We start from the raw sequence: 17,891 nt of genomic DNA, 5'->3' as shown, positions 1-17,891 counted from the left end.
GTTAATGTTACGCTACTACTAATTTAATACGGACGATGTTACCTCATATATACTTGATAATATGGATCGAGAGTTTCTACCCGGCAACCTTAAATTGCTGGACTATGGGGAAAACTAATGAATATTAGCCTATGCGCAAAAAAGGACTCATATTGATTAGCTTTCTCTCATAGATGAAAGTGAATCCATATGGGTCTTTTTTTATTTTTATTTTTCTAAAAGGTCAGACATCTTACGTATGACATAAAACCTCATTCCTTTATTTTTAGTAATATAACGAGCGTTTTATGTACAAACTTTATACGAACTTCTGAAAGGGGCAACTACATGCAATATGTAATGAGCATTATCGGTATTATTGCCGTGTTAGGTTTATGTTTTGCTTTGTCAAACAACAAAAGTAAAATCAACTTCCGTGCAATTGCAATTATGATTGGTTTCCAAATTTTAATCGGTTGGTTTATGTTTGCTACAAAGATTGGTCAACAAATCATTATTTTCATTAGTAAAGTCTTCAACAAACTAATTAAACTTGGTACGACAGGTGTCGATTTTCTCTTTAATGGAATTCACAGAGATTTTGTCTTTTTCTTAAACGTATTATTAATTATCGTATTTTTCTCAGCACTACTTTCAATCTTTAGTTATTTAGGTGTTTTACCATTCATCGTTCGCGTTGTCGGCGGTGCTATTTCAAAAATTACTGGTTTACCACGTGTTGAGTCATTCCACGCAGTAAACTCTGTATTCTTCGGTTCAAGTGAAGCGTTAATCGTTATTAAAAACGATTTACAGCATTTCAATAAAAACCGTATGTTTATCATTTGTTGTTCTGCGATGAGCTCCGTTTCTGCTTCTGTTACAGCATCATACGTAATGATGTTAGATGCAAAATACGTACTGGCAGCTCTTCCGCTAAACTTATTCTCAAGCTTAATCGTTTGTTCGTTATTAACACCAGTTGATACGAAGAAAGAAGATGAAGTGATTCAGAAATTTGATAGAACTCTATTCGGAGACAGCTTTATCGGCGCAATGATTAACGGTGCGCTTGATGGTTTAAAAGTAGCTGGTATCGTTGCCGCATTAATGATCGCCTTTATCGGTGTGATGGAAGTTGTAAACTACGTAATTAGTGCAGCTTCAGGCGCAATGGGACATGCTGTTACTTTACAACAAATCTTCGGTTACGTACTTTCTCCATTCGCATTCTTAATGGGTATTCCAACTCAAGATATTATCCCAGCTGGTGGTATTATGGGTACGAAGATTGTTTTAAACGAGTTTGTAGCAATCCTTGATTTAAAAGACACAGCTACAACATTAGCTCCACGTACAGTTGGAATCGTTACAGTATTCTTAATTAGCTTCGCAAGTATTAGCCAAATTGGTGCAATCGTTGGTACAATCCGTGCCCTTTCTGAAAAGCAAGGAAGCGTTGTTTCTAAATTTGGTTGGAAAATGCTATTTGCATCAACACTTGCTTCTATTTTATCTGCGACAATCGCTGGATTGTTTATTTAATAAAAAAACACCTTACTTTAACAAGTAAGGTGTTTTTTTGATTCTTTATGAAACCGAGTGAAATTCAACTGCTTCTTCTGTATTGATAATCCTATCTTTATATATACCTTTTATTGAAATGTAAATGATAGATTTGTTTATGTTTTTTAACTTTCCTAATGAAAAATGATAAAGTAATCCATCGCTTTTTAAAGTCCACATCTTCCCACTCCATGGACCAGTAGCTTTTTGTTCATCCGACGCCTTTATTTCACCTTCATATTCGCATTCTCCTAAAGGAGTTTTAATTATATTCTTCTCTGTATCAATTCGAATATTTTTAATTAGCTTCAAATTTTCATCAGAGAGAATTTGAATTTCATGATCTTTCTGTTTAAAAAAGAGTTTTCCGTCTTTGGTATTTACATATTCTGCATTATTCATTTTATCTATCATAAAATCATATTCTTCTTTTGTAATACCTAAGTTTTGATGATAAGGAAACGTTTTTTTCGGTATAATTTCTTCTTCGGCATACTTCAAATACCAATCTAAATTATTTGTAATACTATCGCTCATTTTATTTCCTATTTTCTCTAATTTCTCTTTTATCTCATAAGGAAATTCTAGTGTCATAATATCCGCCGTCACTTCCGCATTCATAAGATGCGATGGAATATACTCTTCCACGCTATTCGCTTTACTCACTTCACTTTGACAACCAACTATAAATAGCGATATGAAAAAGATATATATTATTTTTTTATATTTCATTTCTATTCTCCACTCCATACATTATTCTTACTTAGTTTTATAGCGGTTTTCATTATAGTATAAAATCTTTATATTTTAATAAAATACATATCCTTATGCAAAATTGCATATTAATATGTATTCTTCTTACTTTAAAATTAGCTTAAATAACTTTCCAAATTATACAAATAACAAGTATTAAATGTTATAATTTGTAAAAAACATTGGAGGACCTTATGAAAATTCACGCCCTTTTCGATTTCTTACATTTACTAGTCTTAACCCTGAAAAGCTATTATGTATGGGGAATGCCTATCTATGTCTTCATTATTCCTCTTATCTTTGTAGTCGGTTATATTATTATTAATTCTAATAAGAAACAAAAAAACACATCTATTCAAAGTCACTAATCTATTACATTAATAACCTCCTAAAAATCATATTCCCCTCATTTTCTTCAAATGATATGATGAACAAGGGTATATCCCCACCACTCTTATAGCGGTGGGGATTTTAATGTCAATATGCAACATACTACACAATAGAAGGTGATTTTTATGAGAAAATACGCAGCAATTGCTTTATGTACGTCTGCCATTCTAGCAGGCTGTAATACTAACAATGTAAGTCCAGAACCTAAAAAAGAGAAAACGGCTCAAGGGATTAAGAAACAAGAAGAGACTGTGCAAGAACAAGGTAAAATCTCATATAATTCAGTTACACACGAATCTACAAACACAAGTATTCATATTACAGACATAAAAGATTCTTTAAATGAAGTACAATATAAAATTTGGCGCACAGCTGATGGCAAGGAAAGTGCTAAATCTTTTTCTTCTAAAGAAAAAGAGAAACAATTCACACTTCCTTTTGATATAAAGGAATTTGAAGGAAAACGCGGTGAGTTCCAAATTGAAGCAACAGGAATGAAAGAAGATGGGAAAACAATCCCGCTTACGAAATCTACTATTACTTTCGAACAAAAGGTTCCTGTTCTTATGTATCACGCAATTGATGATTATCATGGTCAAGGCATTAAAGACTTATTCGTATCACCAGCTAACTTTGAAGCACAAATGAAACATTTAAAGGACAATGGTTATACGCTTTTAACGTTTGAACGCTGGGGCGATATAAATAAAGTAAATAAACCGATTTTCGTTACATTTGATGACGGTATGAAAAATAATATGAATGCATTTCGCATTTTACAAAAGCTAAAAGATGATACTTTTAAACCGGCAGCAACAGAATATATGATTGTTGATAACGTTGATGTAGAAGGAGCATTGTCTACTTCTGAAATAAAAGAAATGGTTGATTCCGGCATTTTCTCGGTGCAATCTCATACTGCAACACATGCAGACTTACCGAAAATTACAAACTATGAGGAAGAGTTAAAAGGTTCAAAAGAAAAGCTAGAAAAAATAACAGGTAAGCCTGTTATCGCGATTGCTTATCCATTCGGTCATGTAGATGATAAGGTTGTTACAGAAACGAAGAAGTATTATCAATTTGCGACGACGACAAAGCCTGGGCAATTCATTACGAAGGGTGAACCTGATGAATTGTTAAAGATGAAGCGCGTTCGTATACACCATACAACGACTGTAGAGCAGTTTGCTTCTTCAATTAAGTAAATATAAGGGCTCAATACATTTTGAGCTCTCTTTTTACTTTATATTTATATATATTTTTAGAATTTTCTTGTATTATATATAGTAAGAAATCTTTCAAATTAAAGGAGATTATACATATGTCATTTGAACAAACGTTAGAGAAATATGCTGCTCTTGCAGTTAATGTTGGTGTTAATATTCAACCTGGACAAACTTTATCAATTAGTGCACCTCTTGAAGCTGTACAATTTGTACGCCTCGTTACAGAAAAAGCATATAAATCTGGTGCAAAACACGTATATGTAGATTGGAATGATGAGACGTTAACACGCTTAAAATTCGATCTAGCTCCTGAAGAAGCTTTCGCTGAATTTCCATCTTGGAAAGCACATGCTCGTGAAGAATTAGCAAAAGAAGGCGCTGCATTTATGTCTATCTATGCAGAAAACCCTGATTTATTAAAAGGTGTAGAACCATCGCGTATCGCAACAGCTCATAAAGTAGCTGGAGAAGCAATGAAAGTATACCGTGATTACGTACAAGCAGATAAAGTAAGCTGGTGTGTCATTTCTGTTCCTACGAAAGAATGGGCTGCGAAAGTATTCCCTGACGTAGCGCCAGAAGAACAAGAAGCCAAGTTATGGGATGCTATTTTCAAAGCTACTCGTGCTGATTTAGAAAATCCTGTAGAAGCATGGAAAGAACATGATGAAACATTACATACAAAAGTGGATTACTTAAACGAAAAGCATTATAAAGCTCTTCACTATACAGGTCCTGGAACAGATTTAACAATCGAACTTCCAGAAAAACATGTATGGGCTGGTGCTGGTAGCTTAAATGAAAAGAACGTACCATTTATGGCTAATATTCCAACTGAAGAAGTATTTACAATGCCACTTAAAACAGGTGTAAACGGCCAAGTTTCTAGTACAAAACCGTTAGTATTTGCAGGTAATATTATCGATAATTTCACGTTAACATTTGAAAACGGGCGTATCGTAGACTATAAAGCTGAAGCTGGTGAAGAAGCTTTAAAACATTTAGTAGAAACAGATGAAGGTTCTCACTTCTTAGGAGAAGTAGCTTTAGTACCTCATGACTCACCAATTTCAAACACAAATGTTTTATTCTACAATACACTATTTGACGAAAATGCATCTTGCCACCTTGCAATCGGAAATGCTTATGCATTTAACTTAGTTGGCGGAAAAACAATGTCTAAAGAAGAACTTGCTGAAAACGGTGCAAACGCTAGTATCACACACAACGACTTCATGATTGGATCAGCTGAGCTTGATATTGACGGTATTACTGCTGATGGCAGACATGAGCCTATCTTCCGTAAAGGTAACTGGGCGTTTTAAATTTATTACCATAAAGAAACACATTGGATAATCCAATGTGTTTCTTTATTTATTTGGTCTCAATTCAAATTTTATCGTTCTATTTTCATGCGTAAACTCCGGTCTATACGTAGCGATATACGTATTTTCTTTCGCTACGTCAAATAGCATGATATCTTGAATTTTTTCATCTGGTGCTAACTTTTTACTAATAAAGCTATCAGGGTTATTATATTCTTTAAATCTTGTACCTTTCTTATCGGTAATCTCAAATTCATAAAATGCAAAAGGTATTTCCTTTTTACTATTATTTTCTACTTTGAAAATAATCCCCAAAATCTCCTCTTTCTTTTTATTCTCATCATAATCCGGATATCCTAATTTAACTGAATCGATAGTTACTTGCAAACCATCTACGTCTACTGTCTCCCCTATTTTATACACTTTATCTTGAACATCTTCTTGTTTACTTTCATTACTATCTTTAGTCTCAGTGCAAGCACTTAAACTAAAAGCTATGCCAAAAATTAAAACAATTTGACTTACCTTTTTTAACATACTCTTTCCTCCACATAAGACAATATTTCATATGTATCATAACAAAACGCTTTACTCTTTCTTGTCATATTTTGTCGTATTAATTGTTAACTGCACAAATAGAAAAAAGCTATCTTCTACAAAAGATAGCTTTCATGATGCCGATGAAACCTTAAGCCCAATGACACCCAAAACAATAAAAAGAATACAAAATGCTTGAAATAAACTAATATGCTCTTTAAAAAAGTACACACTAATGATTGTAATAAGTAACGTTCCAACGCCAGACCAAATGGCATATGCAATGCTTAAGTGGATCTTTTTAACGACGATAGCAAATAAGCTAAAACAAATTCCATAAAATACAAAAATCAGTACACTTGGAACGAGCTTTGTTAAACCATTCGATAATTTCATCGCAATTGTTCCAGCTACTTCAAAAATAATTGTAACAAGTAATAATAGCCAATATACCATACTAGAATCTCCTTCTCTGTTACCTTATAGAGATTCTAGTATACTACTTATAATCCCAATGAAATATATTTAATTTCTAAATATTCCTCGATGCCGAAATGGCCTCCTTCACGACCGATACCACTTTCTTTAAATCCACCAAATGGTGCTTGTGCAACTGATGGAAGACCATCGTTTAGACCGATAATACCGTACTCTAATGCTTCACTAATTTGGAATGCTTGGCTAATGTCTTTCGTGAAAATATACGCAGCTAAACCGTATGGTGTATTGTTTGCACGTTCGATTACTTCATCAACTGTTTTAAATTTCGCAACTGGTGCCACTGGCCCAAATGTTTCTTCATTCATACAAAGCATCGTATCATTTGCCAACCCAATTACAGTCGGTTGAATGAAATGTCCCTCTAACTCTGCGACCTTTTGACCACCATATAAAACTGTTCCACCTTTTTGAATAGCATCTTCAATATGTTCTTGTACTTTTGAAACTGCATTCTCATCAATAAGTGGCCCGACAGTCGTTCCGTCACCGAAACCGTCTCCTACTTTCAACTGCCCTACTGCCTTTTGGAACTTCTCTACAAATACTTCGTATACTTCTTCTTGAACGAATACTCGGTTTGTACATATACACGTTTGTCCTGCATTACGGAATTTCGAACCAATCACCGCTTCTACTGCTTTATCTAAATCTGCATCATTCATTACGATAAACGGAGCGTGTCCCCCTAACTCAAGCGAAACTTTTTTCATCGTTTGCGCCGCACTAGCCATTAACTCTTTCCCGATTTCCGTTGACCCTGTAAAGGACACTTTTCGAACGCGACCATCTTCCATCCATGTATCAGCAATTGCTTTTGCACTACCTGTTACGATATTGATTACACCCTTTGGAATATCTGCTTCATGGGCTAATTCCGCTAATTTCAATGCAGTTAGCGGCGTTTGACTTGCCGGTTTCACAACGGCTGTACAGCCTGCTGCAAGCGCTGGGGCTACCTTTCTCGTAATCATAGCAGCTGGGAAGTTCCAAGGTGTAATAGCTGCCATAACGCCAACTGGTTGCTTCATAACTAAAATGCGCTTATTCGGATGAGAAGCAGGAATCATTTCACCATATACACGTTTCCCTTCTTCTGCATACCATTCAACAAAACTATTTGCATAATTTACTTCACCAAGCGCTTCTGCAAACGGCTTTCCTTGTTCCTTCGTCATAAGCGCTGCGATCTCTTCTTTATTTTCATCAATAAGCATGAACCACTTTTTTAACTTCGTTGCACGATCTGCTGCCGTTAACTTAGACCACGTTTTAAAAGCTTCATGTGCAGCATCAACAGCTTGCTTTGCCTCTGTTACTTCGCCTTTTGGTACAGTTGCAAATATTTCCTTCGTCGCAGGATTATTTACTTCAATTTGTTCTTGTAGTGTAATCCACTCACCATTTATATACATCGCCTTTTTATCTATACTTACAAAAGTCGCCTTTTTATCCAATGTTTTCTTCCTCCTCTATGAACTTCTTAATTTTCCTAGTAGCAGCAGATTGACTAATTTGCAAAAACTCAGCTACTTTATAACTTGATCCATACGTTTTATACGCTTTAAGAATAATATTTCTCTCTACCTCTTCCAGCATTTTATAAAGGCTTTGCCCCGATTGTTCAACTGCAGCCTCTTGCATAGAGAGTGGCAAATCCTCTACCGTTACAACATCATCGACAGTAATAACAATTCTCTCAATTACATTCTCTATTTCTCTATTGTTTCCTTCCCACGGATATCCAACAAACATTTGTAACGTACTCGGCGCTAGTTTCACATCACGTCCGTACTTTTTATTAAATTGCTGCAAGTAATGATAAATAAGCGGCAAAATATCTTCTGTTCTTTCCCTAAGCGGGGGAATTGCAATTGGAATGACATTCAGACGATAGTATAAATCTTTCCGAAATGTTCCTTGTTTCACCATCTCGCTTAAATCTCTATTTGTTGCCGCCACAATTCGGACATCCACTTTTTTTAATTCTCTTCCGCCTATAGGACGAAATGTTTTTTCTTGCAATACTTGCAAAAGCTTCGCTTGAATTTCCAGCGGCATTTCACCGATTTCATCTAAAAAAAGAGTTCCTTTATGCGCGGATTCTAATAGTCCTTTTTTCCCTTCACGATTCGCACCTGTAAAAGACCCACCTGAATATCCAAAAAGCTCTGATTCAATTAAATTAGTTGGCAATGCCGCACAATTAATTTCATAGAAACTTTCATGCTTACGGTGACTCACTTCATGTAAATGGCGTACTAATCGACTTTTTCCTACTCCAGTCTCGCCTAAAACGAGAACAGTACTATCCACTACAGATACTTTTTTGATTGTATCGACTATTTTTTGCATAGCTAGACTTTTAAAAATAAGTCCTTCATGCTCATATGTTTCTCTTAATTCTTTTTTATATGTTTTTAGCTGATTATCCATTTCCTCTACCTTTTGACGTAATTGATAGAGTTCAGTAAGGTCGCGAGAATAACTAATCACTCTTCTTAAATTTCCCTCATCATCAAAAACAGGCCTTGTACGAACGTGTAAATACTCTCCTGATTTTGTAGTTTGAACGAGTTCAATTGGCCTCTTTTTTTCAATCACTTCTAATGTCGCTGATGGATAAAAGATTCCATCCTTTTGTAGTTCTTTTACATGCTTACCAACTAACTCTTCGGCAGCTAGTTGGTAGTGCCTTTCACATGTACTATTTACACGCACAACGATCCCTTGCTCATCTGTAACAAAAATTTCGTCAAACGCATATTCAAATACATCTTTTAAATCCATTAACACTCGTTCCTTTTCTGCAACCATCCTAGCCACCCCTAACTTCAAATCCATCGATCCACTTCACTACCTTTATTATAAAGTGAATTTTCTGCATTTAATATAGAGTCAGCTAGAATGTTTGCTATTTATACTTCAGTTTTTAAACGCGAGCGATGTTTGTTTGTTCATAACAAGCTTGCAACGATTCTTCAATTATTGTTAATCCTTCTTCAAGTTGCTCATCTGTAATAACTAAAGGCATTAACACACGGATAACATTTCCATATGTTCCTGCTGATAATAACAGTAACCCACGCTTATTTGCTTCTGTACATAGATTAGCTGTTAACGCTTTGTCAGGTGCTTTCGTCTTACGATCTTGAACGACCTCAAATGCACACATTGCTCCTAACCCACGCACATCACCGATGCAATGATATTTATTTTTCATCTCTTCGAATCGGTTCATTACGACTTTTCCTAATTCTATCGCTCTATCATTTAATTTCTCATTTTCTATTACATCGAGAACAGCTAATGCAGCCGCACACCCTAATGGACTTCCTGCATACGTTCCACCAAGTTCACCTGGTGCAGACTCATTCATAATTTCTTTACGTCCAATGACACCACTTATCGGTACACCAGCACCTAATGATTTAGACACTGTAATTAAATCTGGAACGACATCATAGTGATCAATTGCAAAATATTTTCCTGTACGACTAAAGCCTGTTTGTATTTCATCCGCTACAAATAAGATGCCGTTCTCTGAACAAATGCGGCGTACTTCTTGAACAAATTTCTTACTTGGGACGATAAATCCACCTTCCCCTTGAACAGGTTCCATTACAACAGCTGCAATTGTTTCTGGTGCTACTTCCGATATGAAGAAGTTCGTAAACTCTTCAATAATAAAATCATCATACTGCTCTTCCGTTAATCCCTCTGGGCGACGGTATTCGTATGGAAATGGCGCTTTATATACTTCTGGAGCAAAGGGACCAAACCCAAATTTATATGGCTTCACTTTACTTGTCATCGTCATTGTCATTAATGTACGCCCGTGGAAACCTTTAGAAAATGCGATAATACCAGGTCTCTTCGTATATTTACGAGCGATCTTCACCGCGTTCTCAACTGCTTCTGCACCACTATTTAAAAAGAGGACTTGCTTATCGAAACTTCCCGGTGCCAATGCCGCAAGCTTTTCCGCTAATTCAATATATGGCTCATACATCATGACATTAAATCCAGTATGAATGTATTGATCGACTTGTTTATGGAGCGCTTCTTTAACCGTTGGATGACAATGCCCTACGTTAATTGTCCCAATTGCTCCTGCAAAATCAATGTACTGATTACCATCAACATCTGTTACAAGAGCACCATTTGCAGATTGTACAAACGTTGGGATGCCGTTACTTACTCCTTTTGGTACTATATTTTGACGGCGTTCTAATAAAGATGCCGCTTTCGGTCCTGGAATTTGTTCATTTATTTTAGCAAATTTTTTTGTGTTCATTGCGTACCCCATCCTTTTCTTTACATTGTTTTCTCTTTTTATTGCAAAATGTATGCCAACTTTCTTTTCTAGCATTTATCCTATATTCTTTGTATCCAGGCATAAAAAATAAGTCTACAAAGACTCATTAAGAGTCTTTATAGACTTATTTTCCTTACACATTAGACTTTTCTTTCTCCCAGAAAAACTCACCCGATTGAGAAATAAACTCTTCAACAGAATCTAACACTAAATCAGCAAGTGGTTCTAATGTTGGACGGTCTCCCGTACCAGATAGCACCCCAATTGCATAGCAATCGCCATTTTGGGCTAAATGTAAATCAGTTGGCGTATCTCCAACAACCGCAACCTCACATGATGCTAAATTAAATTTCTCACAAAACACTTCTATAATCTTTTTATCTGGTTTTTGCGCAGGGAATGTATCCGAGGCTATAATATAATCAAAAAAGTTCTCCAACTTATATTGTTTTAAAAATAATTCTGTTGGTGCGAAATCATCCGCCGTGACAACCCCTAATATAAATCCTTTATCTTTTAATGCCTGTAACACTTTCGGTAAGTCTGCTGTCATTTTCATATGCGAACGATGCTCATACATAAGGGAAAATAACTTCTCACTTACCCACTGATGCATCTCTTCTTCTCTAGCAGACTCAATATAATTACAAAGCCCCTTCGCTACATCAAGGCTTGTTCCAGCAGCTATTGCACTCCTTGGATTAACAAATGCTCCCTCTACACCAATCTCTTCTAATAAGGTCTGCCGCATTGTACTTGGTAAATGATATAAACTTATACATTCAGCTACAAGTTCTTCAGCTACTTTTATCCATATTGAATGAAAATCCATTAATGTCCCATCTTTATCAAATAATATCGCTTTTACCTTCTCCATAGCACCGATACGATAAACTTAACTAAATCTATACAATTCAATCAAATTCACACAAGTTAGTGCTTCATCGTGTTCTCGCAGCCCCAAAGGGACGAGGGGTATAACACTCCACACGAGGCAGTATCGTTACCTCCTATTATCAAGCTTTTATTTTACCCATCTTGATAAATTTATCGAAGCATTTAAATCTCTATCGTGATGGCTATTACATGAAGCACAACGCCACTCACGTATTTTTAAACTCCACTGTCCTTCTGGTTGAACTGAATGGTCGTATTTCATGCCGCAACATGAACAAATCTTGCTTGAGGCGAACCATTTATCAGCTTTTACATACGCAATGCCATACTTCTCGCACTTGTATGACAAACATTGAAAGAAGAAGTTTAATTTTTGAAATGAAAATGCTTTCGATAGTTTTTTGTTTTTTAACAGGTTTGAAATAGATAAGTCTTCCACAACAATTCTCATTGGTTTGGTTTTCACCAATTTAGCTGTTGCTTGATGGATATGGTTATTTCGGATATTCGTAATTTTCCTAGATAACCGCAGGTGCTCAGCTTTCGCTTTTTCATATCCGGCAGATTGAATTTTTACACCTTTTTTAAATCTCCTAGACATATCTCTTTGTGCTGACTTTTTCCTTTTCAAAAGTTTTTTAACCTTAGCATCTTTGTTTATATTTCGTTCTTTCGTACCATTAGAAGCTACAAACAGCTCTTTTAAACCAACATCCACACCAATCGACTCATTGGTTAGTTCTTGTGATTCAAAGTCTTCTTGGAACCCTACACTAATCCACCAGTGACGACCATCAAAGGTAACTCTTGGATTGGATGGCTTTTTGTTTCTTGGTAGTTGTTGGCTTGTTTTCACTTCTCCAATAGACTGAATATCAACTACTTTCTTTCCTATAATCAGTCTTTCATAATTGGCATAAAACCCTTGAATTAAATCTTTTTTGGATTTATAAGAAGTGTGATAACCATTTTTGTACTTTTTGAACGAATGTTTTCGCGCCTTGTCAAAATCTTTTGAAGCCTGTTTAGGAACTTGTGCGTTGATGTCATGTAACCACTCATATCTCTTTCGCTTCTTGATCTTTGTAAATCGTTTCTGTAAAGCTAACTGTGAAACAGATTTTCCAAATAGCTTATAATATCTATCACTTATTCTTTTACAATAGTTATAAGCAAATCTTGCAGCACCAGCATGGTTTCTAAGCACTTTTTCTTGTTCAGGCGTTGGAATCAGTCTAACTTTCTTCGCCAATATCATCAGAATGTAACTCCTTTAATGAAAGATTTGTTCTTCTGAATCGTAGCGTGTTCCACCAGCATTCTCCTGAGACCACTCGGATGCAAACCTGTTAATTCCGATACTTGACTAACTCGTGAAAATTTCATTATTATTCTCACCTCATCGAACCAAACATAGCACGTACGTTCGATAAAATCAATAAAGTTTGATAGATTCAATAAAATTTATCTTGTTCAACTAAGGGCGCAATTCCTTAGCCAGTTCTCTTATGAACTTCTCATGTTTTCACATGAGCGCAGACTATATGTTTATCTCTTTAGAGATAGAGGATTTTTCCACCACCATAGGCTTGTGATGTACTCTCGTCAGTTATACGAGATAGTCGTTGAACGTTCATCCTATCACTTTTGACTTAGATGATTCGAGGCGGAAGACCCATTGTTCTAGTGTTTAGGATTTAACCTTGCACCATCTGATTGATTTTTTCTGCTTTCGCAACATTCACGCTCGCTATTTCTAGCCACGTTGTAGTTCAATCAGCTTTAGGGATTGCCCGCAGTTAACCCTCACTACTAGCCAATCACTTGACTAGCAGGGCTTACTGATATATTTAATTAACATTGGTTATAATCGGTTAAATAAATCGTAACAGTTAGTTACCCTACCTCTCATTTCTTATCTCTTCCAGTGTATCAATAAAGTATGGATGTAAAATAAAAGAATTGTAAAAATACCATAAAAATCAAACTAACTCCCAATTTACAATTCATTTTAACAAAGTAAAAAAGGATGCCTTTACAGGGCATCCTCTTGATGTTCAGGAACAAATAGTTCTAAACAATGATATATATTTTCGAATTCCATCGGTGCATCTCCACCATACTCACCATCTAAATTAATCATTAGTTTATCTGGTGAATGTACTTTAATTCGGTTCGCTTGTGTATATAACACTTTTGGATTATTAATATGTTCACCACGTTGTGCTTGTGTTGCTGCTTTAATTAAATCAGCGATAGAACCTTTTTTCAGTACTAATAGGTCAAATAACCCATCGTTAATAGATGCATACGGTGCTACCTTTTCAAATCCACCTACTGAACGAGTATTCGTAATTAAAAACATCGTAATTTCTTCTTGTAGTAACTTTCCATCATACTCAATTTCAACATATGTCGGATGCAATGATGGTAACATCTCGATACCTTTTAGGTAATAAGCAAGTTGTCCTAATACTGTCTTTAACTTACTCGGTACTTCGTATGTTAATTCTGTAATACGACCGCCACCAGCGATGTTAATAAAATATGTATCGTTCGCTCTACCGAGGTCTAATGGCACTGTTTTTCCTTCGCAAATAATATCTGCTGCCTCTTCAATAGAACGAGGTACACCAATTGCACGTGCAAAGTCATTTGTCGTTCCAACTGGAATAATTCCAAATTTCGGACGGAATTCATGCCCAACTAAACCGTTTACTACTTCATTTAATGTACCGTCGCCACCAGCCGCAATAACAACATCAAACTTACGATCCGCAGCTTGCCTCGCCGCCACAGTAGCGTCTCCAGGACCCGTTGTCGCATGACAAGATGTCTCATAGCCAGCTTGTTCTAATTTTTGTAATACTTCTGGTAAGCTCTTCTTAAATAGCTCACGCCCAGAAGTAGGATTATAAATAATTCTTGCTCGCTTCATCATTTATTAGCACAGGAAATTTCTTTATGTATCGAAAAAGAACATACTGAACTTCTATTCAGTATTCCCATGCCTACCTCCTCTCATCTTGCTATCCTTCTTTTATCCCGCTCAAACAGGCAGTAAGAACCCGATTCGTGTAGTCCATCAAAAGTAAATATTCATTTCAATGGTTTTTTTATTTGACTCCAAAATTTATCCCGCTATTTGCGGGCAGTAAATGCCCGATTGGTGAGGGCTAATAATCAATGGTGGATGAACCTCCTACTGATTAAAGTTTCACTTTATTTCTATCCATTCTTCCATAAAAATTTACATATAACGAATAATAACTATCTATTATTTCATGAGATGAAAAAAACCTCTATGTTTAGATTTATCATTATTCCCACCTTTTTGCAACTATCATACCATAGTTGCTATACAAACATTTTTCCACTTTTGACAGTTAATCAAACGTTTGTTTAAACGATTTTGTCTCATTTAAACAAACGTTTGATTAACCTAGAAAAACACCCATGTACGGGTGTTTTTCTGCTTAATCTTTAAAAGTCACTACTATTATCGCTTATTAATCTCTTCAAGTAAGATTTTGTTAACAAGTGGTGGATTTGCTTGTCCTTTTGTAGCTTTCATAATTTGACCAACTAAGAAGCCAATTGCACGGTCTTTACCGTTTTTAAAGTCTTCGATAGATTGCTCATTATTATCAAGAATTTCTGTTACAACTTTACGAAGTGTACCCTCATCAGAAATTTGAACAAGACCTTTCGCTTTAACGATTTCTTCTGGGTCTCCACCTTTTTCAATTAATTCATTAAATACTTTCTTCGCGATTTTAGAAGAAATTGTACCTTTTTCAATTAATTGAACCATTTTAGATAAACCAGCAGGCGTTAATGCAACGTCTTTTAATTCTTTTTGTTGTTTGTTTAAGTATGCAAGTACTTCACCCATTAACCAGTTCGATGTTAATTTCGCATCAGCACCGTCTGCAACAGTTGCTTCAAAGAAATCAGACATTTCTTTCGTTAATGTTAACACGTGTGCATCATAAGCTGGTAAGCCTAGTTCTGCAACGTAGCGAGCTTTACGTGCATCTGGAAGTTCTGGAATAGAAGCTCGAACTGCTTCTTTCCACTCATCATCGATGTAAAGTTCAACTAAGTCTGGCTCCGGGAAGTAACGGTAATCGTCAGATCCTTCTTTCACACGCATTAAGATTGTTTTCTTCGTTGCTTCATCATAACGACGTGTTTCTTGTTGGATGATGCCACCAGATAACAGTTCTTTTTCTTGGCGCACTTGCTCATGCTCAAGACCTTTTTGTACGTAAGTGAATGAGTTTAAGTTTTTCAGTTCCGCTTTTGTACCGAACTTCTCTTGTCCAACTGGACGAAGAGAAATGTTCGCATCACAACGTAAGGAACCTTCTTCCATCTTACAATCAGATACACCAGTGTATTGAATGATTGATTTTAACTTCTCTAAGTATGCATATGCTTCTTCTGGCGTACGCATATCTGGCTCAGATACGATCTCGATTAAAGGCATACCTTGACGGTTGTAGTCTACTAATGAACCATCAGCTGTATGCGTTGATTTACCAGCATCTTCTTCTAAATGAAGACGTGTAATACCGATACGTTTCTTTTTACCGTCTACTTCGATTTCAATCCAACCATTTTCACCAATTGGCTTATCAAATTGAGAGATTTGGTAAGCTTTCGGGTTATCTGGATAGAAATAGTTTTTACGGTCAAACTTCGTTTCCGTTGCGATTTCACAGTTTAATGCCATTGCAGCTTTCATTGCAAAGTTAACTGCTTCTTTATTTAAAGTAGGAAGTACCCCTGGGTATCCTAAGTCAATTACACTTGTTTGTGTATTTGGCTCCGCTCCGAATTCTGTTGGACTCGCAGAGAAAATTTTCGAATTTGTTTTTAACTCAACGTGAACCTCTAAACCAATAATTGTTTCTAAATTCATCTATGCTCGCCTCCTTACAGACTTGCTTTTTTTGTATGATAGTCTGTTGCTTGCTCAAACGCATGTGCAACGCGGTAAATTGTCGCTTCATCGAAGTGTTTACCAATGATTTGTAGACCAAGTGGCATGTTGTTAGCACCGAATCCACATGGAACAGAAATCGCTGGAACACCCGCTAAGTTTACTGGGATTGTTAAAATGTCATTTGCATACATTGTCATTGGATCATCAACTTTTTCGCCCACTTTAAATGCCGGAGTTGGCGTTGTTGGTCCAATAATAACATCATAGTTAGCAAATACATTTTCAAAGTCGTTTTTAATTAATGTACGTACTTGTTGTGCTTTCTTGTAATATGCATCATAGTAACCAGAGCTAAGCGCAAATGTACCAAGCATAATACGACGTTTAACTTCATCACCGAAACCTTCACTACGTGTGTTTTTGTAAAGATCTAATAAGTTATTTACATTATCAGAACGAACACCGTAACGCACGCCATCAAAGCGTGAAAGGTTCGCAGATGCTTCAGAAGAAGATAGTAAGTAATACGTTGCTAGAGCGTATTTAGAGTGTGGAAGCGATACTTCCTCCCAAGTTGCGCCCATACCTTCTAATACTTTTAAAGCAGCTAGTACTGACTCACGAGCTTCTTCGCCAACACCTTCGCCTAAGTATTCTTTCGGTACAGCAATGCGTAAACCTTTAACATCGCCTGTTAAACCAGCTAAATAGTTTCCAACTTCAACGTTTGCAGAAGTTGCATCCATGCGGTCAATACCTGAAATAGCTTGTAATAAGTATGCATTGTCTTCTACTGTACGTGTAATCGGTCCGATTTGGTCAAGTGAAGATGCGAATGCTACTAATCCGTAACGAGATACGCGTCCATAAGTTGGTTTTAAACCTACAACACCGCAATATGCAGCTGGCTGACGGATAGAACCACCCGTATCAGAACCTAGAGAGAATAGTACTTCTCCTGCTGCTACAGCTGCTGCAGAACCACCACTAGATCCGCCCGGAACGTAATCTAAGTTCCATGGGTTTTTCGTAGCGTAGAATCCTGAGTTTTCATTTGAAGAACCCATTGCGAACTCGTCCATGTTTAATTTACCGATTGTAATTGTGTCAGCAGCTTTTAGCTTTTGCACAACTGTCGCATCATAAATTGGATCGAAGTTTGCTAACATTTTGCTCGCACAAGTTGTACGAAGACCGTTAGTTACAATGTTATCTTTTACACCAATTGGCATACCGAATAATAAACCATTATCTTCAGCACCGATTTTTGCATCTAATTCTTTCGCTTTTGCGCGTGCATTTTCTTCATCTAATGTAAGAAAAGCTTTTACGTTATCTTCAACATCCGCAATACGTTTGTAAGATTCTTCTACTAAATCCGTAACGGAAATTTCTTTGCTGTTTAACTTCTTATGTAACTCTGATACTGAATGATCAAATAATGACAT

The 17,891-nt window shown here is 36.2% G+C and carries 15 protein-coding genes and 1 riboswitch; of the genes, 3 read left to right on the top strand and 12 right to left on the bottom strand.

Going from position 1 to position 17,891, the window contains the following annotated elements; all coding sequences use genetic code 11:
* The first annotated feature begins 23 nt into the window (after window positions 1-23).
* Window positions 24-125: riboswitch (purine riboswitch) on the top strand.
* A gap of 202 nt (window positions 126-327) precedes the next feature.
* Window positions 328-1,524, top strand: a complete 1,197-nt coding sequence (locus NST27_RS01865; protein ID WP_001200484.1) for a NupC/NupG family nucleoside CNT transporter — start codon at window positions 328-330, stop codon at window positions 1,522-1,524.
* Between the two features lie 45 nt (window positions 1,525-1,569).
* Here NST27_RS01865 and NST27_RS01860 read toward each other — a convergent pair whose 3' ends face one another.
* The gene (locus NST27_RS01860) at window positions 1,570-2,277 is read right to left on the bottom strand and encodes a hypothetical protein (protein WP_000875597.1); all 708 of its coding nucleotides are present in this window, start codon (window positions 2,275-2,277) and stop codon (window positions 1,570-1,572) included.
* Between the two features lie 536 nt (window positions 2,278-2,813).
* On the opposite strand from NST27_RS01860, the gene NST27_RS01855 reads away from it, so the two are divergent.
* Entirely contained in the window at window positions 2,814-3,896 is a 1,083-nt protein-coding gene (locus NST27_RS01855; protein ID WP_001233713.1) for a polysaccharide deacetylase family protein, read from the top strand.
* Window positions 3,897-4,012: 116 nt separating this feature from the next.
* The gene (locus tag NST27_RS01850) at window positions 4,013-5,242 is read left to right on the top strand and encodes an aminopeptidase (protein WP_000007357.1); all 1,230 of its coding nucleotides are present in this window, start codon (window positions 4,013-4,015) and stop codon (window positions 5,240-5,242) included.
* A gap of 45 nt (window positions 5,243-5,287) precedes the next feature.
* Here NST27_RS01850 and NST27_RS01845 read toward each other — a convergent pair whose 3' ends face one another.
* The 11 genes from NST27_RS01845 to gatA all read right to left on the bottom strand — a co-directional run bounded on the left by NST27_RS01845 (window position 5,288) and on the right by gatA (window position 17,891).
* A complete protein-coding gene (locus tag NST27_RS01845; protein WP_000915110.1) occupies window positions 5,288-5,779 on the bottom strand; it encodes a DUF4352 domain-containing protein in 492 nt (163 codons plus the stop codon).
* Between the two features lie 132 nt (window positions 5,780-5,911).
* Window positions 5,912-6,235 carry a DMT family transporter gene (locus NST27_RS01840; protein WP_000263257.1) on the bottom strand — a complete coding sequence of 108 codons (324 nt, stop codon included), beginning with the start codon at window positions 6,233-6,235 and terminating at the stop codon, window positions 5,912-5,914.
* A gap of 47 nt (window positions 6,236-6,282) precedes the next feature.
* Window positions 6,283-7,734: an NADP-dependent succinate-semialdehyde dehydrogenase gene (gene gabD / locus NST27_RS01835; RefSeq protein ID WP_000358120.1), complete on the bottom strand. Its 1,452-nt coding sequence runs from the start codon at window positions 7,732-7,734 to the stop codon at window positions 6,283-6,285.
* Window positions 7,727-9,094, bottom strand: a complete 1,368-nt coding sequence (locus NST27_RS01830) for a sigma-54 interaction domain-containing protein (RefSeq protein WP_000225137.1) — start codon at window positions 9,092-9,094, stop codon at window positions 7,727-7,729. The genes gabD and NST27_RS01830 overlap by 8 nt, the downstream gene beginning before the upstream one ends.
* A 115-nt stretch (window positions 9,095-9,209) precedes the next feature.
* Window positions 9,210-10,574: a 4-aminobutyrate--2-oxoglutarate transaminase gene (gene gabT / locus NST27_RS01825; RefSeq protein WP_001092997.1), complete on the bottom strand. Its 1,365-nt coding sequence runs from the start codon at window positions 10,572-10,574 to the stop codon at window positions 9,210-9,212.
* A gap of 154 nt (window positions 10,575-10,728) precedes the next feature.
* Window positions 10,729-11,472 carry an HAD family hydrolase gene (locus NST27_RS01820; protein WP_000416670.1) on the bottom strand — a complete coding sequence of 248 codons (744 nt, stop codon included), beginning with the start codon at window positions 11,470-11,472 and terminating at the stop codon, window positions 10,729-10,731.
* Between the two features lie 147 nt (window positions 11,473-11,619).
* Window positions 11,620-12,750: an RNA-guided endonuclease InsQ/TnpB family protein gene (locus NST27_RS01815; protein WP_000599308.1), complete on the bottom strand. Its 1,131-nt coding sequence runs from the start codon at window positions 12,748-12,750 to the stop codon at window positions 11,620-11,622.
* Window positions 12,750-12,878: a hypothetical protein gene (locus tag NST27_RS01810; RefSeq protein WP_000672782.1), complete on the bottom strand. Its 129-nt coding sequence runs from the start codon at window positions 12,876-12,878 to the stop codon at window positions 12,750-12,752. Before NST27_RS01810 ends, NST27_RS01815 begins: the two co-directional genes overlap by 1 nt.
* A 649-nt stretch (window positions 12,879-13,527) precedes the next feature.
* Complete coding sequence (locus NST27_RS01805) at window positions 13,528-14,433, bottom strand: diacylglycerol kinase (RefSeq protein ID WP_000977679.1); 906 nt, start codon at window positions 14,431-14,433, stop codon at window positions 13,528-13,530.
* Between the two features lie 558 nt (window positions 14,434-14,991).
* Window positions 14,992-16,419, bottom strand: a complete 1,428-nt coding sequence (gene gatB, locus NST27_RS01800) for an Asp-tRNA(Asn)/Glu-tRNA(Gln) amidotransferase subunit GatB (protein ID WP_001047685.1) — start codon at window positions 16,417-16,419, stop codon at window positions 14,992-14,994.
* Window positions 16,420-16,433: 14 nt separating this feature from the next.
* Window positions 16,434-17,891, bottom strand: a complete 1,458-nt coding sequence (gene gatA, locus NST27_RS01795; protein WP_000051455.1) for an Asp-tRNA(Asn)/Glu-tRNA(Gln) amidotransferase subunit GatA — start codon at window positions 17,889-17,891, stop codon at window positions 16,434-16,436.

Origin of the sequence: Bacillus sp. FSL W8-0770, from assembly GCF_038008705.1 — a bacterium.
GTDB lineage: Bacteria > Bacillota > Bacilli > Bacillales > Bacillaceae_G > Bacillus_A > Bacillus_A cereus.
The sequence above is the reverse complement of the archived record's forward strand: the minus strand, read 5'-3'. Positions and strand labels throughout refer to the sequence as shown.

Bases quoted from the DNA above. Each gene is read 5' to 3' on its own strand.
- NST27_RS01865 (WP_001200484.1), top strand. From the start codon at position 328: ATGCAATATGTAATGAGCATTATCGGTATTATTGCCGTGTTAGGTTTA.
- NST27_RS01860 (WP_000875597.1), bottom strand. From the start codon at position 2,277: ATGAAATATAAAAAAATAATATATATCTTTTTCATATCGCTATTTATA.
- NST27_RS01855 (WP_001233713.1), top strand. From the start codon at position 2,814: ATGAGAAAATACGCAGCAATTGCTTTATGTACGTCTGCCATTCTAGCA.
- NST27_RS01850 (WP_000007357.1), top strand. From the start codon at position 4,013: ATGTCATTTGAACAAACGTTAGAGAAATATGCTGCTCTTGCAGTTAAT.
- NST27_RS01845 (WP_000915110.1), bottom strand. From the start codon at position 5,779: ATGTTAAAAAAGGTAAGTCAAATTGTTTTAATTTTTGGCATAGCTTTT.
- NST27_RS01840 (WP_000263257.1), bottom strand. From the start codon at position 6,235: ATGGTATATTGGCTATTATTACTTGTTACAATTATTTTTGAAGTAGCT.
- NST27_RS01830 (WP_000225137.1), bottom strand. From the start codon at position 9,094: ATGGTTGCAGAAAAGGAACGAGTGTTAATGGATTTAAAAGATGTATTT.
- gabT (WP_001092997.1), bottom strand. From the start codon at position 10,574: ATGAACACAAAAAAATTTGCTAAAATAAATGAACAAATTCCAGGACCG.
- NST27_RS01820 (WP_000416670.1), bottom strand. From the start codon at position 11,472: ATGGAGAAGGTAAAAGCGATATTATTTGATAAAGATGGGACATTAATG.
- NST27_RS01815 (WP_000599308.1), bottom strand. From the start codon at position 12,750: ATGATATTGGCGAAGAAAGTTAGACTGATTCCAACGCCTGAACAAGAA.
- NST27_RS01810 (WP_000672782.1), bottom strand. From the start codon at position 12,878: ATGAAATTTTCACGAGTTAGTCAAGTATCGGAATTAACAGGTTTGCAT.
- NST27_RS01805 (WP_000977679.1), bottom strand. From the start codon at position 14,433: ATGATGAAGCGAGCAAGAATTATTTATAATCCTACTTCTGGGCGTGAG.
- gatB (WP_001047685.1), bottom strand. From the start codon at position 16,419: ATGAATTTAGAAACAATTATTGGTTTAGAGGTTCACGTTGAGTTAAAA.
- gatA (WP_000051455.1), bottom strand. From the start codon at position 17,891: ATGTCATTATTTGATCATTCAGTATCAGAGTTACATAAGAAGTTAAAC.